The organism is Pseudomonas sp. P8_241 (genome assembly GCF_034008315.1).
Classification (GTDB): domain Bacteria; phylum Pseudomonadota; class Gammaproteobacteria; order Pseudomonadales; family Pseudomonadaceae; genus Aquipseudomonas.
Window position 1 is genome coordinate 2,576,091 of record NZ_CP125377.1, and the last position, 16,024, is coordinate 2,592,114.

18 protein-coding genes are annotated in these 16,024 nt (G+C 59.6%); 7 read left to right on the forward strand and 11 right to left on the reverse strand.

Translation table 11 applies throughout. The features are described 5' to 3' along the window. Positions 1 to 3: 3 nt before the first annotated feature. Together astA and QMK58_RS11830 are read right to left on the reverse strand one after the other, a co-directional pair. The gene (astA, locus tag QMK58_RS11825) at positions 4 to 1,038 is read right to left on the reverse strand and encodes an arginine N-succinyltransferase (RefSeq protein WP_320396329.1); all 1,035 of its coding nucleotides are present in this window, start codon (positions 1,036 to 1,038) and stop codon (positions 4 to 6) included. Positions 1,039 to 1,086: 48 nt separating this feature from the next. Beyond that, the gene (locus QMK58_RS11830; protein ID WP_320396330.1) at positions 1,087 to 2,103 is read right to left on the reverse strand and encodes an arginine N-succinyltransferase; all 1,017 of its coding nucleotides are present in this window, start codon (positions 2,101 to 2,103) and stop codon (positions 1,087 to 1,089) included. Positions 2,104 to 2,651: 548 nt separating this feature from the next. On the opposite strand from QMK58_RS11830, the gene QMK58_RS11835 reads away from it, so the two are divergent. Beyond that, a complete protein-coding gene (locus QMK58_RS11835; protein ID WP_320396331.1) occupies positions 2,652 to 3,224 on the forward strand; it encodes a histidine phosphatase family protein in 573 nt (190 codons plus the stop codon). Continuing rightward, positions 3,224 to 3,985 carry a precorrin-6A synthase (deacetylating) gene (cobF, locus tag QMK58_RS11840; protein WP_053160374.1) on the forward strand — a complete coding sequence of 254 codons (762 nt, stop codon included), beginning with the start codon at positions 3,224 to 3,226 and terminating at the stop codon, positions 3,983 to 3,985. Before QMK58_RS11835 ends, cobF begins: the two co-directional genes overlap by 1 nt. A 13-nt stretch (positions 3,986 to 3,998) precedes the next feature. Here cobF and ftrA read toward each other — a convergent pair whose 3' ends face one another. Further along, the gene (ftrA, locus tag QMK58_RS11845) at positions 3,999 to 4,973 is read right to left on the reverse strand and encodes a transcriptional regulator FtrA (RefSeq protein ID WP_053160372.1); all 975 of its coding nucleotides are present in this window, start codon (positions 4,971 to 4,973) and stop codon (positions 3,999 to 4,001) included. 101 nt (positions 4,974 to 5,074) lie between these two features. Here ftrA and QMK58_RS11850 point away from each other — a divergent pair, with 101 nt between their 5' ends. From QMK58_RS11850 to QMK58_RS11865, 4 genes are all read left to right on the forward strand, one after another. Continuing rightward, positions 5,075 to 5,509 carry a rhodanese-like domain-containing protein gene (locus QMK58_RS11850; protein WP_053160370.1) on the forward strand — a complete coding sequence of 145 codons (435 nt, stop codon included), beginning with the start codon at positions 5,075 to 5,077 and terminating at the stop codon, positions 5,507 to 5,509. A 265-nt stretch (positions 5,510 to 5,774) separates the two neighbouring features. Further along, positions 5,775 to 6,554, forward strand: coding sequence for an ABC transporter substrate-binding protein (locus QMK58_RS11855; RefSeq protein WP_053160368.1), 780 nt, complete (start codon positions 5,775 to 5,777; stop codon positions 6,552 to 6,554). Between the two features lie 194 nt (positions 6,555 to 6,748). Continuing rightward, complete coding sequence (locus tag QMK58_RS11860) at positions 6,749 to 7,861, forward strand: succinylglutamate desuccinylase/aspartoacylase family protein (protein ID WP_053160365.1); 1,113 nt, start codon at positions 6,749 to 6,751, stop codon at positions 7,859 to 7,861. Between the two features lie 77 nt (positions 7,862 to 7,938). Continuing rightward, positions 7,939 to 8,655: an alpha/beta hydrolase gene (locus QMK58_RS11865; protein ID WP_053160363.1), complete on the forward strand. Its 717-nt coding sequence runs from the start codon at positions 7,939 to 7,941 to the stop codon at positions 8,653 to 8,655. A gap of 3 nt (positions 8,656 to 8,658) precedes the next feature. Here QMK58_RS11865 and QMK58_RS11870 read toward each other — a convergent pair whose 3' ends face one another. From QMK58_RS11870 to QMK58_RS11900, 7 genes are all read right to left on the reverse strand, one after another. Continuing rightward, a complete protein-coding gene (locus QMK58_RS11870; protein WP_053160361.1) occupies positions 8,659 to 9,225 on the reverse strand; it encodes a hypothetical protein in 567 nt (188 codons plus the stop codon). Positions 9,226 to 9,334: 109 nt separating this feature from the next. Next, positions 9,335 to 10,006 carry a glutathione S-transferase family protein gene (locus QMK58_RS11875; RefSeq protein ID WP_053160359.1) on the reverse strand — a complete coding sequence of 224 codons (672 nt, stop codon included), beginning with the start codon at positions 10,004 to 10,006 and terminating at the stop codon, positions 9,335 to 9,337. A gap of 82 nt (positions 10,007 to 10,088) precedes the next feature. Further along, a complete protein-coding gene (locus QMK58_RS11880; protein WP_053160357.1) occupies positions 10,089 to 10,871 on the reverse strand; it encodes a hypothetical protein in 783 nt (260 codons plus the stop codon). A 255-nt stretch (positions 10,872 to 11,126) separates the two neighbouring features. Beyond that, positions 11,127 to 12,308: an acetyl-CoA C-acetyltransferase gene (locus tag QMK58_RS11885; RefSeq protein ID WP_320396332.1), complete on the reverse strand. Its 1,182-nt coding sequence runs from the start codon at positions 12,306 to 12,308 to the stop codon at positions 11,127 to 11,129. An 11-nt stretch (positions 12,309 to 12,319) separates the two neighbouring features. Then, positions 12,320 to 12,985, reverse strand: coding sequence for a CoA transferase subunit B (locus QMK58_RS11890; protein WP_053160353.1), 666 nt, complete (start codon positions 12,983 to 12,985; stop codon positions 12,320 to 12,322). Positions 12,986 to 13,021: 36 nt separating this feature from the next. Further along, positions 13,022 to 13,720, reverse strand: a complete 699-nt coding sequence (locus QMK58_RS11895; RefSeq protein ID WP_053160351.1) for a CoA transferase subunit A — start codon at positions 13,718 to 13,720, stop codon at positions 13,022 to 13,024. A gap of 67 nt (positions 13,721 to 13,787) precedes the next feature. After that, positions 13,788 to 13,934 carry a hypothetical protein gene (locus QMK58_RS11900; RefSeq protein WP_156322352.1) on the reverse strand — a complete coding sequence of 49 codons (147 nt, stop codon included), beginning with the start codon at positions 13,932 to 13,934 and terminating at the stop codon, positions 13,788 to 13,790. A gap of 50 nt (positions 13,935 to 13,984) precedes the next feature. Between QMK58_RS11900 and QMK58_RS11905 the strand changes: the two genes are divergently transcribed. Next, on the forward strand, positions 13,985 to 14,893 hold the full coding sequence (locus tag QMK58_RS11905; protein WP_053160349.1) for a LysR family transcriptional regulator: 909 nt from the start codon (positions 13,985 to 13,987) through the stop codon (positions 14,891 to 14,893). 165 nt (positions 14,894 to 15,058) lie between these two features. On the opposite strand, the gene QMK58_RS11910 is transcribed toward QMK58_RS11905, so the two are convergent. Then, positions 15,059 to 15,901: an NAD-dependent protein deacetylase gene (locus QMK58_RS11910; protein ID WP_320396333.1), complete on the reverse strand. Its 843-nt coding sequence runs from the start codon at positions 15,899 to 15,901 to the stop codon at positions 15,059 to 15,061. Positions 15,902 to 16,024: the final 123 nt, after the last annotated feature.

Below are 16,024 nucleotides of genomic sequence, written 5' to 3' on the forward strand. Positions count from 1 at the left end.
CAGTTACGCCGCCACGGCCCGTCGCTGTGGTTTGAGCTGCTGTACAGCGCGCACCGAGTCGCCTGGTTGCAGTTGCAGACGCTTGGCGGTGAGTCGGTCAACGATCAGGTTGCCGCCTGCCAATCGTGCCTGGGCACTGGTGATGCGGCAGTTTTCCAGGCGCCTGTTGTGGATGAGCCACGGCGGCGCCTGCTCGTCCGGTATGCCGATGTCCAGTCTCAGCGTTTGGCTGTCGCGCACGGTGCGGATGTTCGACACCGGGGCTTCGATGACGGGGCCGGCGTCGAAGATATCAATGTAACCCTTGTGGGTAAAACCCTCGGCACTGAGGACTTTCAGCGTCGCTTCGTTCGTGGCGTGAGCCTTGCCGATCACTGCCTGAGCCTGTTCGGTCAGCAGGCAGGTATAGAGAGGTTGGCGCGGCATCAGTTCGGCGATGAACGATTTGTTGCCCAGTTCCGACAGTTGCTCGGCGTGGCTGAAGTCCATCTTGAAGAAATGACGACCCACGCTGTCCCAGAATGGCGAACAACCTCGTTCGTCGGCACTGCCCCGCAGTTCAGCGATCAACTTCTCACCGAACAGGTGCGCAAATTCGGCGACAAACAGAAAGCGCCCCAGGGAAAGCAATCGAGCGTTGCATCCCCGGCGCTCATCAGGAGGCAGGTACAACGAACGGATTTGCGATTGCCCGGTCATTTCATTGCTCAGAAACAGGGTCGGGAGCTGGCGTTGAATGCCCAGGTCGGGTGAGGCGTTCACCGTCACCCCGACTCGATAGGTGTACCAAGGCTCTCGCAGTCCGATTCCGCCTGTCAGGGCGCTCACGCCCACCACCCGCTGATCATCGTCTTCGAGCACGAACAGGTAGTCGGCATCGGCGCGATCGACCTGTTGGGCGAAAGTGCGTTGGGCCCAGCGGATTCGATGGGCCAGGCGTTCTTCGTTGGTCGGCAGCTGGCTGAGTCCCTTGGTGGCATGGCGCACCAATGTCATCACGGCAGGCAGGTCGGTGATCCGAACCGGGCGGACGATCATGCTGAAGTTCCTTTTTCGCGCGTGCTCATGAGTTGGGGCTGTCCGTGATCACAGGGGAATCAGCCGTATCTCGCTTCCTTCTGTCACCCTTAGCACCGCGCACATGTCCGCATCCAGAATGACCGGTTGCCCGGCGGTGTAGTCGAGGTCGGCAACAATGGCTCGATAAGCGTTCAATGAATCATTGCTGACCAGATATCGACCCCGGGCATCGATGGAACAACCCGGTTGCACCCTGCCTGCCCGGCTCTGGGCGATTGAGCGGATCGCTGCGGTGCGCGCGCACATCGTTGGACCTCCATCGAAAAGGTCAACGTAGCTGTTGGTTTCAAAACCTTCACGTTCGAGGATATCGAACGCTTCCTGGCCATCGGGATGGATTTTCCCGATGCAGTCTTGTGCGGCCTGGGGCAGCATGGGCACGTAGATGGGGTAATGCGGCATCAGTTCGGCGAGAAACCCCCGACTTTGCTGACCGCAAAGCCGTTCGGCCTCGACATAGGGCAAATCGAAGAAATGCTGGCCGACAGCGTCCCAGAATGGCGAGTGGCCTTCATCGGTGCTGTATCCGACAATTTCAGTGATCACCGCCGCGGCAAAACGTTGCGGGTGGGTGGCGATGAACAACAGGCGCGCGCGTGACAAGAGTTCGGAATGGGGCGTGCGTTCCAGCATCCGGTTGATATGGAAGCCGCGCAACAGGGTGTGGTCGCTGAGATCGTGACACAAGGATAACGCCGGTACGCCGTGTTCGATGTTCAGTTCACGGCAGGCGCTGGTGAAAGGCCGGTTGCGCAAACTGTAGAAGGGTTCGGTGAACCCGGCGGTGGCGAGGATCTCCGAGCAGCCCACCAGGCGTTGCTCCGTAAGATCTTCGAGGACGAAGAAGTAATTTTCCTGGCCATGGCTCTGGACGCTTTTTTCGAACGAGGCGCAGGACTGCTCAATCCGCTCACGCAATCGTTCGCAATCGTCGGTCAGGGACGTTACGCCCACCAGGCTTTCGCGAGCCAGGCGCTGCAACTGATGCAGATCGGCGGACTCGACTGGACGCAAGACCAGCATGGCGATACTCCTTGTATCAATGGACTCGGCCTTCGGGCCGAATCTGACTATCACTGTCGTTTTTTTTGCGTATCAAATCGGCGGTCGCTGTACTGGGTCAGGTACCCCGCTTTTTCAGAGACTTTGCGTTTAACGGTGTTGATTCGAAGTTGAAAATGTCGACCAGACAGCTGATCGGGTCCTGGTGGAATTCAAGGATCCGGGAGAGAGATCCGGGCTCCTGCTGGATGGAGTGACAGGGGATTTCAACGGTCAATTGGCAGCAGTATTTATTTATCAGGCATGGCCTGTCTAGTTAATTTTCACAGTGTTTTTCCTTGCCCAAAAATGGGGCAAACCCGCGTGGCACGGGCGTAAGCCAAAGTGGATCAGCCTTGTAAGGGATTGCCTGAATTGGGGTCGGAGATCGCAGCGTCTTCAGCAAGAAGTCAGTAGGTGTAGTCTGAACAGACGCAAGCGAAATACGCTGCGAAGGCTTTTTCTACGGCACAATTGCGCACCTCCCGTGGCGTAAAGGTGTTTAACGCTGCGTTTATAGAGTGATACTTGTGCAGGCGACTCGTTTAACCCTGATGTGCCACGCTCGAACCGTCGCACAGAAATTGGCGCATTTTCCTACCGACGAGCCTTTGGACATGGATTGGCAAGCGGCGCGGCAATCGCGTTGCGCCCAATTCAAGGGAAGTCCGCGTTTGATGTGCGGCCCCGAATTACGAGCCCGACAAACCGCTGAGTTGTTCGGCAACGCGGCGCAAGTTGTCGACGCCCTGAAGGATTGTGATTTCGGGCGCTGGCGCGGTATGCGCATTGGCGAATTGCAAAAGACCGAACCCGACGCACTTCAGCACTGGCTGGCAGATCCTGATTCGGCACCCCACGGTGGCGAGTCGGTCACCGGGCTCTGCGAACGAGTGAGCGCATGGCTGGTGTCCCTGCAATCGACACCGGGTCACGTTATCGCCATCACTCATCCGTTTGTCATTCGTGCCGCGCTGACGCATGTGTTGCAAGGCTCGTCGTTCAACTCGATCGACGTGGAGCCGCTGTCGGCCGTGGAGTTACGGTTTCAGGGGCGTTGGCGCTTGCGCTTGCCGGGCACCGATCCTGAGGAGTCGCTGTGATGAAAAAACTGTTGGTCATCGGCATCGGGGCCGGCAATCCGGACTACATCACGATACAAGCCGTGAAGGCGTTGAATCGAGTCGATGTGTTTTTTCTGATGGAGAAGGGCGAGAGCAAAAGCCAGCTGATCGAATGGCGCCGCGAGATCTGCGAGCGCTACATCAGCGACCGCGACTACCGTTTTGTAGAGGCCCACAGTCCGGAACGCGAACGTGGTGATGTGGACTACAAGGCCAGTGTCGACGATCTGAACCTGGCCAGGCAGCAAGCGTTTGTACGTCTGATCAACGAGGAAATGGCGGACGGTCAGTGCGGCGGTTTTCTGGTCTGGGGCGACCCAGGGTTGTACGACAGCACTGTTCGTATCTTGCACACGCTTCTGGCGTCAGGTGCCTGCGAATTCGAATTCGAAGTGATCCCGGGTATCACCAGCGTCCAGGCACTCACGGCACAACACAAAGTGGCGCTGAACCAGATCGGCCGATCCGTGGAAATCACCACGGGGCGGCGCCTGGCGGCAGGGCAGGTGAGTGATGCCGACAGCCTGGTGGTGATGCTGGATGCGCAGGATGCCTACCGTCAGGTGACGGATCAGGAGACAGACATTTACTGGGGTGCCTATCTGGGCACGCCGGATGAAATCCTGATCAGCGGCAAACTCAAGGATGTGGCAGATGAAATAGCGCGGGTGCGCAAGGTTGCGCGGCAGGCCAACGGCTGGATCATGGACACCTATCTGCTGCGCAAGCCCGAGCAATGACCCCGGCTGCGCTTCACGATAGAACGTTGCCCGCACGCCCGAATCGCTCCCGATACACTGACGGCGGTACACCCACCACGGAACGGAACGCCACCCGAAAACTTTCCACCGAGCGATAACCGCAGCGCTGGGCGATCTGCTCGGTGTTCTGATCGGTGCTTTCCAACAGCTCGCGGGCGCGCCCCAAGCGTTCGTGTTGCAACCAGGTCTTGGGCGATTGACCGCTGGCTTCAGTGAAACGGCGCAGGAAGGTGCGCTCGCTCATGGCCGCTTCACTGGCCAGTTCGCGCACTTCGAGCGGTTCGTGCAAGCGCTCCCGGGCCCACTGCATGACGCGGGAAAGATCGCTGCGTGGTGTAGGACTGACCGGCATCGGAATGAATTGCGCCTGGCCACCGGTGCGTTGCGGCGACATCACCAGACGTCGTGCCACGGAGTTGGCCACTTGCGTGCCGAAATCCCGCGTCACCAGATGCAAGCACGCATCGATGCCCGCTGCGCTGCCGGCGGAGGTGATCAGTTGACCCGCGTCGACATAGAGCACGTCCGGGTCCACCAGGATGTCGGGAAAGCGTTCGGCCAGTTCCGTGGTGTAGCGCCAATGCGTGGTGGCGCCATGCCCGTCGAGCAAGCCGGTGGCGGCGAGCACGAATACGCCGGAGCAAATCGACAGCAGTCGCGCACCCCGGGCATGGGCCTGGCGCAGGGCCGTGATCAGCTCCCCAGGCACCGCAGCGCGGCGGTCGCGCCAGCCGGGAATGATAATGGTCCGGGCTTGTGCGAGCAGTTCCATGCCGCCATCGGCCAGCACCTGGATGCCGCCCATGGCGCGCATCGGGCCTTGATCGACGGCGACGATGCGATGGGTGTACCAGGGGAACTCGAATTCCGGTCGTGCCAGGCCGAAGATCTCCACGGCGATGCCGAACTCGAAAGTGCAGAGGCCGTCGTAGGCCAGAATCGCGACCAGTCCTGGGTTGGATTGCATTTGGCGGAAAACTCCCGATGAGTGTCTCGTGCGCCACTGTAGCGGCAAGAGGCGCACGGATAAAGTCTTCTCACACCTATCGATACTTTGGAGTACAGCCTATGACCAGTCTGGTTCGCGACATTCCCGCCGCCCCATCGGCCATTGCCTTGATGCATTTCAGCAACCGTCTGACCTTCGAAACCGATTGTTCCGACGTCTACGCCAGCCAGCAGCAGGGTGAAATCGATTTCATTCTGGTGGATGTGCGCGGGCCGCTCGCGTTCGAGCGTGGTCATGTGCCAGGGGCGATCAATATTCCGGGACGCCTGCTCACTGCCGAGGGGTTGGCGAGTTATCCGAAAAACAGCCTGTTCGTGGTTTATTGCGCCGGGCCTCATTGCAACGGTGCCAACAAGGCTGCGGTGAAACTGGCGGCCCTGGGTTATCCGGTCAAGGAGATGATCGGCGGCGTAACGGGATGGCTGGATGAGGGGTTTGAACTGAATACCGATATGCTGAAATCATCCGGTGCTGCAATCGGTTGCGAATGTTGATCTGAAAATGCCATGTGGCGAGGGGTCTTGCTCTCGTCCGGCTGCGTAGCAGGCGCTTTCTGGGGCCGCTGCGCAACCCAACGGGAGCAAGCTCCCTCGCCAAAAAATACTGTTCTCATCTCTATAACTTTTTGTCGCTTCAACACAATTTACCCTCCCGTTGCCACTCTAGACTGCCGGCCACTTCGGTTTTCGCCCACAAGGCGATGACCGAATGCTGCCAATCGAAGCTGCCAATAAAAGTCTCCGCACACGGGAGTTATAAATGAAGAAGCTAGTGATGTTCGGTGCTCTGGCACTGTCGATGTTATCCCTGACCGCCGTGGCCGAAGACGCCAAGCCGATCCGCATCGGTATCGAAGCCGGTTACCCGCCATTCTCGATGAAAACCCCTGACGGCAAGCTCACCGGTTTCGACGTGGACATCGGTGATGCCCTGTGCGAGCAGATGAAAGTGAAATGCACGTGGGTCGAGCAAGAGTTCGATGGCCTGATCCCGGCTCTGAAGGTCAAGAAAATCGACGCGATCCTGTCGTCCATGACCATCACTGACGACCGCAAGAAAAACGTCGATTTCACCATCAAGTACTACCACACTCCGGCTCGCTTCGTGATGAAGGAAGGCTCCGACGTCAAGGACCCGCTGACCGAACTCAAGGGCAAGAAAGTCGGCGTGTTGCGCGCCAGTACCCATGACCGCTTCGCCACCGAGGTACTGCAACCGGCCGCAATTGTTCTGGTGCGTTACGGCTCCCAGCAGGAAGCCAACCTGGATATGGTTTCAGGCCGCATTGACGCGCTGCTGGCCGACTCGGTCAACCTGGACGACGGTTTCCTGAAAACCGACGCCGGTAAAGGTTTCGCCTTCGTGGGTCCTGAGTACAACGATCCGAAATACTTCGGTGGCGGTGCCGGTATTGCCGTGCGCAAGGGCGATACCGCCCTGGCCGAGCAATTCAACACCGCGATCAGCGAAATCCGCGCCAACGGCAAGTACAAGCAAGTGCAGGACAAGTACTTCAAGTTTGACGTTTACGGCGAGTAATCCGGCCGTCCAGAAAAGTGGCAACCGTTGACGCGGTTGCCATTTTTTTTGTGTTCATGATTTATCCTGCCCATACATTTCCAACCGGTAGGAGCTGGCTTGCCAGCGAAAGCGATCTGACAGTCACATCCTTTTTGAAGGTGCCGTCGTCTTCGCTGGCAAGCCAGCTCCTACAGGTTTTGTAGGAGTTCGCAATGCAACGTATCGACCACACATTGCCCTGGAGCCACCTGGGCAGCGAGCGCACCCTGAGTGTGTTCCGTTACGGCGCGGGCACGCGCAAGGTGTACATCCAGGCCAGCCTGCACGCCGATGAGTTGCCCGGTATGCGCACCGCTTGGGAACTGAAAAAACGCCTGGGCGAACTTGAAAGCCGCGGCCTGTTGAATGCGCTGATCGAACTGGTACCAGTGGCCAACCCCATCGGCCTCGACCAGCATTTGCAAGGCAGCCACATGGGCCGATTCGAACTGGGCAGCGGCAAGAACTTCAACCGTTCGTTCGTCGAGCTCAGCGCACCGGTCGCCGAGTTGATCGGTGATCGCCTGGGTACCGATGCCCAAGCCAACATCGCCCTGATTCGCCAGACCATGGGACAGGTTCTCGACGGTTTGCCGGCTGCGGCGTCGCAGCTTGAAGCAATGCACCGTCTGTTGCTGCGCCACGCTTGCGATGCCGACATCACCCTGGATTTGCATTGTGATTTCGAGGCAGCGATTCACCTTTACGCATTGCCGCAACATTGGCCACAGTGGCAATCCTTGGCGGCGCGCTTGAAGGCCGGGGTCGCGTTGCTTTGTGAAGATTCCGGCGGCAGCTCTTTCGACGAGTCGTGTTCCTCGCCATGGCTGCGCCTGGCCAGAGCCTTTCCCGAAGCAGCGATTGCGCCCGCCAACCTCGCCACCACCCTGGAGCTCGGCAGCATGGGCGACACCCGGGTCGATCAGGCCCAGGCCAACTGCGAAGCGATTCTGGGGTTTTTGGCTGAGCAAGGTTGCATCAACGGCACTTGGCCGGCGGCACCGAGCGAGTGCTGCGAAGGCATGCCGTTTGAAGGCACCCAATACCTGTTCGCACCGCACCATGGCGTGGTCAGTTTCTTGCGCGAAGCCGGCGAGTGGGTCGAGAAGGGCGATGCGTTGTTTGAAGTGGTCGACCCGTTAAGTGACAAGGTCACCACCGTGAACGCCGGCACCAGTGGTGTGCTGTTTGCCATTGACCGTGGTCGCTACACCCAGCCAGGCACGTGGCAGGCGAAGGTTGCCGGGCGGGAGCCGATTCGGGCGGGCAAGTTGATCAACGACTGACTCAACTCTCCTACAGGCATAGATGATCAGAGATGTTAGGCTCTTCCCCGAATCCTGCGCTCTGTGAAGGAAGATTTATGCTGAAGATGCTCGCTCTGCTCACGCTCCTGACGTCCACCGCCGTCCACGCTCAAGCCCCGCTGCAAACCGATCTGCCGCTCAAATACGTGGCGCAGGCCAACGCTGAATCGAACCATCAACCGCTGGTGATTTTTCTCCACGGTTACGGCAGTAACGAGCAGGACCTGTTCGGCATCAAAGATGATTTACCTGCGCAATACAACTATCTTTCCGTGCGGGCACCGATGGTGATGGAAGCGGGCAGCTATCAGTGGTTTCGCAAGAAGGGCGAAGGTGCCTACAACGGTGAGACGGATGATCTGAAGGCCAGTGGTCAGGTGCTGCTGGATTTCATCGCACAGGCTGCGAAGAAATATCACACGGAGCCGGAGAAAGTATTCCTGGTGGGTTTCAGCCAGGGCGCAATCATGTCCTACGAAGTGGCGTTGCGACATCCGCAGGCGCTCGGCGGGATTGCAGCGTTGAGCGGGCGGATTCTGCCGGTGCTCAAGTCCGAGCTAAAGCCCGATGAAAAGCGCCAGTCGCTGGCGATTTTCATCGGTCATGGCGAGCAGGACACACGCCTGCCCTTCAGTGATGGCACCGAGGCTAACAGTCTGTTGCAGAGCGTGTCGCTCGAACCCGAGTTCCACGCTTATCCCGGTCTCGGGCATAGCATCAGTGCCGCAGAAGTACAGGATTTGAGCGCTTGGTTGCAGCGCCTCAACCCGTAAATCCTATTTGCCGCTGACGATCTGTTTGATCAGGGTTTCATGCGCCGCCATGTCGCCGGGGCGAGAGATCACCTGAATCACCGCCATGCGGTTGCCGGACGCCGCCATCAGGGTTGTGCTCAGGGTCAGGCCGCCACCCTGGGTGGCGGTGCCGTCGACCTGGCGCAGGCCCAGCCCGGTTTTTTGGGTCAGGCTTTTCTCGCTGAGTTTGTTGTAGTCCGGCAGGGCCTTGTGTTGTGCCGTGTCGAAATCGGCCGCCGTGCCGTCGAGAAACGCTCCGTCGTTGTCTTTGACGCTGACACCTTCGGGCAGGCTGTTTTCAGCAGCGATGACCACGGTCTTGGTGGTCTCGTTGCTGTACATCGTGCCGCTCGCGCCGTTCGGACTGGCCGGCAACGGGTTGGCGATGAAGCCCTTCGGCAGGTTGAATACAAACTTGCCACTGAGCATCGAAACTTTCTGCGCTGGGGCATCACTGGACGCGGCTTTTGCGGCCTGCGCATTCAAAGCCCCCAGGCTCGCCGCTGTTGCCAGCAACAGGATCAGGGCTTTTTTGGTGAACAGTGACATTGATATCTCCAGGGACGGTCGCGCGGTGGGGCGCGATCATCCCATGGGCACTGTCGATGACTCCAGCGTTGGCTAACCAGCGGTCGACATTTGCACTGCGACCCGTTGTTTACGCCTGATTCTGCGGGAACAGGTTGCGACGGGTTTCTTCGTCGAATTCGGCCTTGAGCACCAGTTGTTCTTTCAGGCCATGAGCACGCTGGGCGGCCGGGCGGGCGCTGATTTCATCGAACAGGCGTTTGACGTTTGGATACGCCGCCAGGCCGCTTTCTCCAAGGATGTAGGGCGCGTAGTTGGCCCAACCCCAGAGTGCCATGTCGGCGATGCTGTAAGTGTCACCGGCCAGGTAGGGATGGTCCGCCAGACGCTGATCAAGCACGCGATAGTGGCGTTCGACTTCCTTGAGGTAACGGTTTTTTGCGTACGGCAAGTCTTGCGGTGCGTGATGAAGAAAGTGCACAGCCTGACCCGAGAACGGCGACAACCCAGTGGCGATGAACATCAACCACGACAGCAGTTCGGCATTTCCGGCAGCGGTGGTTGGCAGAAAGCGCTGATATTTTTGTGCCAGGTGCAACAGGATGGCCTGGGAATCAAAAACAGTGGCATCGCCGTCTACCAGTGCAGGCACCTTGGCGTTCGGGTTGATCGCCAGGAAGTCGGGTAAATGTTGCGAGCCCTTGAAGGTATCGACCCCAATCAATTCGTAGGGTATTTGCAGCTCTTCGAGCAGCAGGGCAACTTTCATCGGGTTTGGCGAAGGGTGGAAAAAGAATTTCATGGTGTAGGCCTCAGTCGGTAGGGGTTTGAACTGAGGCTGATCTTGGGCGAAACCTGTTCGATTGACGTACGAGGTTTTTGTCCTACTCGTGCGAAATAATCGAACGGGTTGCAGGAGGTTTTGCCAGCAGGCGTTTGGTCACCCCCAGCATGGCCACGGATACCGCGACGCCCACCACAAACGCATTCATCCCCATCTGCGGTAGCGTCAGGGCCAATACCAGGCAGAACGCGGCAAACGAGTACATTCCCGTGGCGGTGGCCCGCAACAACGCGGCGGTAAACGCCGGACCACGGGTTTGCTGGGAAAACACTGCCATCACGCTGCCCAACACCGGGAATACTGCGAGCAAGCCGCTCCAGCGGTCACCGACAGTGCTGGCCAGCAAGGTCACGAACAAGGTGAGCAGGGCGCCCGCGACCATCCGCAAAATCAGTTTGTCGGATTTGGGGGCCGGGCCGTTGATAACCGGTTGCACGGCGGGGAACAGGTACGGCGCTGCGAGCAGCGCGATGCCGGCGGCGCACACCGAAAACCCCAGGGACGCCGGGATCAGCGACAGCACGATTGCCACCCCAGCCCAGACCGACAGCGAAACCGTCAACGCCAGCGGCCATCCCCCGCGTTGCGCGACCTGGGCGTAGGTCACGCAAAAGGCAATCATCGCGAACATGGCCGACAGCGCAGCCGTCGCCGATTGTGCAGCGAACACCTCGCCTTGTTCGATGGCAAGGAAAAACAGAATCGGCCCGACCACCACCGGCAATCCCGACAACCAGCCTGCCACGCTTGGCCCCCAACGCTTGCCGGCGAGCGAAATGAGCAGCAGGAATCCTGGAATCACCAGCAGTTTGAGGATCAACACGCGCACATCTCCGACTTGTGTGAGGTCGTAACGTTAACATTGCGTCGGGTTGATTGCTCTACGGATTAAGTGGTTTTGTATACAAAGTAAGGTCCGGCCATTGTAGGAGCGAGCCTGCTCGCGATGACGATAAGGCGCTGCAACTGACAAAACGCAGGCAAAAAAAACCCGGTGCGACTTGCATCGCACCGGGGGGTGTTGCCAGGCGGCGCGGTTCTTCGTGGGTCCCCGCGCCGTCTGATGAACGCTATTGGCTTACGCCCGTTCGAGCGCCAGTGCCACGCCTTGACCACCACCGATGCACAGGGTGGCGAGGCCTTTTTTGGCGTCGCGCTTGATCATTTCATGCAGCAAGGTCACCAGCACGCGACAGCCCGAAGCACCGATCGGGTGACCGAGGGCGATGGCGCCGCCGTTGACGTTGACCTTGTTCAAGTCCCATTCCAGGTCCTTGGCCACGGCTAGCGATTGCGCGGCGAAGGCTTCGTTGGCTTCAACCAGCTCAAGCTGGTCGATGGACCAACCGGCCTTGTCCAGGCAACGGCGAGTCGCCGAAACCGGGCCGATGCCCATGATTGCCGGGTCCACGCCAGCGTTGGCATAGGCAGCAATTTTAGCCAGGACCGGCAGGCCGAGGGCCTTGGCTTTGTCGGCACTCATCAGGATTACGGCGGCGGCGCCGTCGTTCAGCGAGGAAGCGTTACCGGCAGTCACCGAGCCATCTTTCTTGAACGCGGCCTTGAGTTTGCCCAGGGATTGGGCGGTGGTGCCGGCCCGTGGCTGCTCATCGGTGGCGAAGGACAGCGGATCGCCCTTGCGTTGAGGAATCAGGATCGGGGTGATTTCATCAACGAAGCGCCCGGCTTCGATGGCGGCCACGGCTTTCTGCTGCGAGGCGGCGGCGAAGGCGTCCTGCTGCTCGCGCGTCAGGCTGTACTTCTCGGCCAGGTTCTCGGCGGTGATGCCCATGTGGTAATCGTTGAACGCATCCCACAGGCCGTCGCTGATCATGGTGTCGACGATTTGCGCGTGACCCATGCGCAGGCCAGTGCGGGCACCGGGCATGACGTAGTTGGACAGGCTCATGTTTTCCTGGCCGCCGGCGATGATCACTTCGGCGTCGCCGCAACGAATCGCCTGGGCGCCCAGGTGCAGGGCTTTGAGACCCGAACCGCAGACCTTGTTCAGTGTCATGGCTGGTACGGCGAAGGGCAGGCCCGCCTTGATCGAAGCCTGGCGCGCAGGGTTTTGCCCGGCGCCAGCGGTCAGTACCTGGCCCATGATCACTTCATCGACTTGCGCAGGGTCCAGGCCGGTCTGTGCGAGCAACTGACGGATCACCGCAGCGCCCAGGTCAACCGCGGACACATTGGCCAGGGAACCCTGGAAACTGCCGATCGCGGTGCGCGTGGCAGCAACAATGACGACGTCTTGCATGGAAAATTTCCTCACTGGGCAGCGAACTGCATTTCCGGCACGTGATCCGGCACGATCAGTTTACCGGCAGTTTTGGCGACGATCTCTTCGACACTGACACCCGGCGCACGTTCTTTCAGAATGAACGCGCCGTTGTCGATTTCCAGGTAAGCCAGGTCGGTCAGTACGCGCTTGATGCAACCGGCGCCGGTCAGCGGCAGGCTGCAATGGTCCAGCAGCTTGGACTCACCGTCCTTGGAGGCGTGGGTCATGATGACGATGATGTTGTCTGCGCCGGCGACCAGGTCCATCGCGCCGCCCATGCCCTTGACCAGCTTGCCGGGAATCATCCACGAGGCAATGTTGCCTTGCACGTCGACTTCAAACGCGCCCAGCACGGTCAGGTCGACATGACCACCGCGGATCATGGCGAACGACTCGGCCGAGGAAAAAATCGACGCGCCGGTCCGTGCAGTCACGGTTTGCTTGCCGGCGTTGATCATGTCGGCATCGATGGTTTCTTCGGTAGGAAACGGACCCATGCCCAGCAGGCCGTTTTCCGACTGCAGCATGACTTCCATGCCTTCAGGGATGTAGTTGGCGACGAGGGTCGGAATGCCGATGCCCAGGTTCACGTAGAAGCCGTCCTGCATTTCGCGGGCGACGCGTTGAGCCATTTGTTCGCGGGAAAGTGCCATTGTTGTTATTCCTTCATTCGGTCCGGGGGCAGGGAATCACTTGCGTACGGTGCGCTGTTCGATGCGCTTCTCGAACGTGCCGCAGATGATCCGGTCGACGTAGATGCCAGGGGTGTGGATCTGCGCCGGGTCCAGCTCGCCGGGTTCGACGATTTCTTCGACTTCGACCACGGTGATCTTGCCGGCGGTGGCGGCCAGCGGGTTGAAGTTCTGAGCGGTATGACGGTAGATCACGTTACCGAAATGGTCGGCTTTCCAGCCTTTGACGATGGCGAAGTCACCGGTGATGGATTCTTCCATCAGGTACTGGCGGCCATGGAATTCGCGGACTTCCTTGCCGTCGGCGACGGGGGTGCCAACGCCGGTTGCGGTGAAGAAAGCCGGGATGCCGGCGCCGCCAGCGCGCATTTTTTCGGCGAGGGTGCCTTGCGGGGTCAAAACCACTTCGATAGCGCCGCTGAGCAGCTGTTCTTCGAACATCTTGTTTTCGCCCACATAGGAGGCCACCACTTTGCTGATCTGGCGGTCTTCCAGCAGTACACCGAGGCCGAAACCGTCGACGCCGCAGTTGTTGGAAACCACGGTCAGATCGCGAGTGCCTTTGCGCTTGATCTCGTTGATCAGGTTTTCCGGGATCCCGCACAGGCCGAAGCCGCCGGCGATCACGGTCATGCCATCTTCAAGACCTGCCAGAGCTTCCTCGTAGGAACTCACGCGCTTGTCGAAACCTGCCATATGCACCTCTTTTATTCTTTGTGGGCGGCTGGCTAGCCGAATGGGAAAGAGTGTCTCGCTGTGGGATTCATTTGTTAAGTTGATTTTTATGGCATATTAATTGATAAAACTCATCAATCGATGAAATATGCAAACCTGTAGGAGCCGGCTTGCTGGCGATGGCGGCGGATAAGGCCAACATCGATTTCGCCTGCCATATTGCAATCGCCAGCAAGCCGGCTCCTACAGGTTCAGTGGTTCATCCATTTTGGAGCTAAGCGACCCATGACCGTCAAGCAGATCCGCGCTTTCCTGGCCGTTGCCCAGAGCCTGAGTTTTGCCGTGGCGTGTGAGCGCCTGCACTTGTCGCAATCGGCCCTGAGCCTGACCATCAAGGCGCTGGAAGAGGGGCTGGGCGGGCGGTTGTTCACCCGCAACACGCGCAATGTGGCGTTGACCGCCGAAGGCGAAGCCCTGGTGCCGCTGGCGCGCCGGTTGATTGCCGATTGGGACAATGCCGAGGATGAACTGCGTCAGCGATTCACCCTTCAGCGCGGCCGCATTACCCTGGCGGCCATGCCTTCGTTTGCCGGCAACCTGCTGCCACCGATCCTCAAGAGGTTCCGCGCCCGTTATCCGAACGTCAACGTCACGGTCAATGACGTGATCAACGAGCAAGTACTGGAAATGGTGCGTGACCGGCAAGTGGAGCTCGGGGTCGCGTTTGAACCGTCCCAGAGTTCGTCGCTGGAGTTCACACCCTTATACGTCGACCGCTTCGTGGCGGTGGTGCCTCAGGATTCGGCGCTGGCCGAACTGGACGAAATCGATTGGCTGACGTTACTCAAGGAGCCCTTCATCACGTTGCAACGACCGTCAACGGTGCGGGTCATGCTGGAGGAGCACCTGCAGGCCCGTGGCATGAGGCTGCCGGTCGAGTTCGAAAGCCATCAGTTGGCGACGGTTGGGAGGATGGTCGCCAGCGGACTGGGGGTGAGCGCGGTGCCGGCGTTGTGTGCCGGGCAGATGCGAGAGCTGGGGGCGCACTGTATTACCTTGAGCAACCCGGTGGTTGAGCGGGCACTGGGGGTGCTGACGCTGCCGGGCAGTGAATTGTCGGCGGCGGCGCAGGCGTTGTTTGATGTGCTGAAAGAGGAGAACCTCGGCGAGCGCATGACGCGACGACCCCTGTAGGAGCCAGCTCCTGCGAAAAGCGAGAAAGTCCCGCCGTATGATGTCCCGTAGGAGCCGGCTTGCTGGCGAAAGCGGTGTTAAACATTGCGGCGTCCATTCGGCCGCCTTCGCTGGCAAGTCGAATCGCCGCATGGCAGTTTCTGCACTGTTCGGGTTCTTCTGGCTTCACGCGTTCAGGCGTTGGGCCAAAAGGGGCAATAGCTGTTCACACGACCCTTCAATCTTCAAATCCAGAAGCTCATCCGCCCGGGTCTTGCCCAGGTTCATCGCAATCAACGGCTTGCCCTGATCCACCACGGCGCGGCACAGACGAAACGCCGAGTACGCCATCAACGACGAGCCGACCACCAACAACCCCGCCGCTTGCTCGACTGTTGCCATGGCTTTGGCGGCCGTGGCCTGCGCGACGTTTTCGCCAAAAAACACCACGTCCGGCTTCATCCGTTCTCCGGCGCAATGGGGGCAGCGGGGCACCTGAAAGCGTGCTTCGAACGCCGAATCGAGCAAGGTGTCGCCATCCGGTGCCTGCACCGCGTCGACACCGGCGAGATAGGGATTCTGGGATTCCATCAACTGCTGGATCGAATCGCGCTCGCTGCGCTTTCCGCAATCCAGGCACAACACCCGATGCAGGCTGCCGTGGAGTTCGATCACGTCGTGGCTGCCGGCCTGATCGTGCAGGGTGTCGACGTTCTGGGTGATCAACGCGGTGATTTGCCGGGTGCTTTGCAAGCGGGCGAGGGTGTCGTGGGCCACGTTCGGTTGCGCCAGGCGCACCCGTGGCCAGCCAAGCATCGCCCGCGCCCAGTAACGTCGGCGCGATTCCGGCGCCGAGAGAAATTCCTGGTACATCATCGGTTGACGGCCACGGCGCACGCCCTGGTTGTCGCGATAGTCGGGAATGCCCGACGGTGTGCTGATACCGGCCCCGGTCAGGACTGCAAACGGCTCGTCGGCCATGAGTTGTCGTAGCCGGTCGAGTTGTTCGCGGATCTGGCGGTCGAGCATGTTCAATACTCTGCGAAACGTTGTGTCTTCAGACTAGCATTTGCCGAGCATGACGCGATCGGCCGCGAAACAAGTGCACTGTTTGAGGCCGCCTTCGCCGGCAAGCCGGCTCCTACAGGTCAT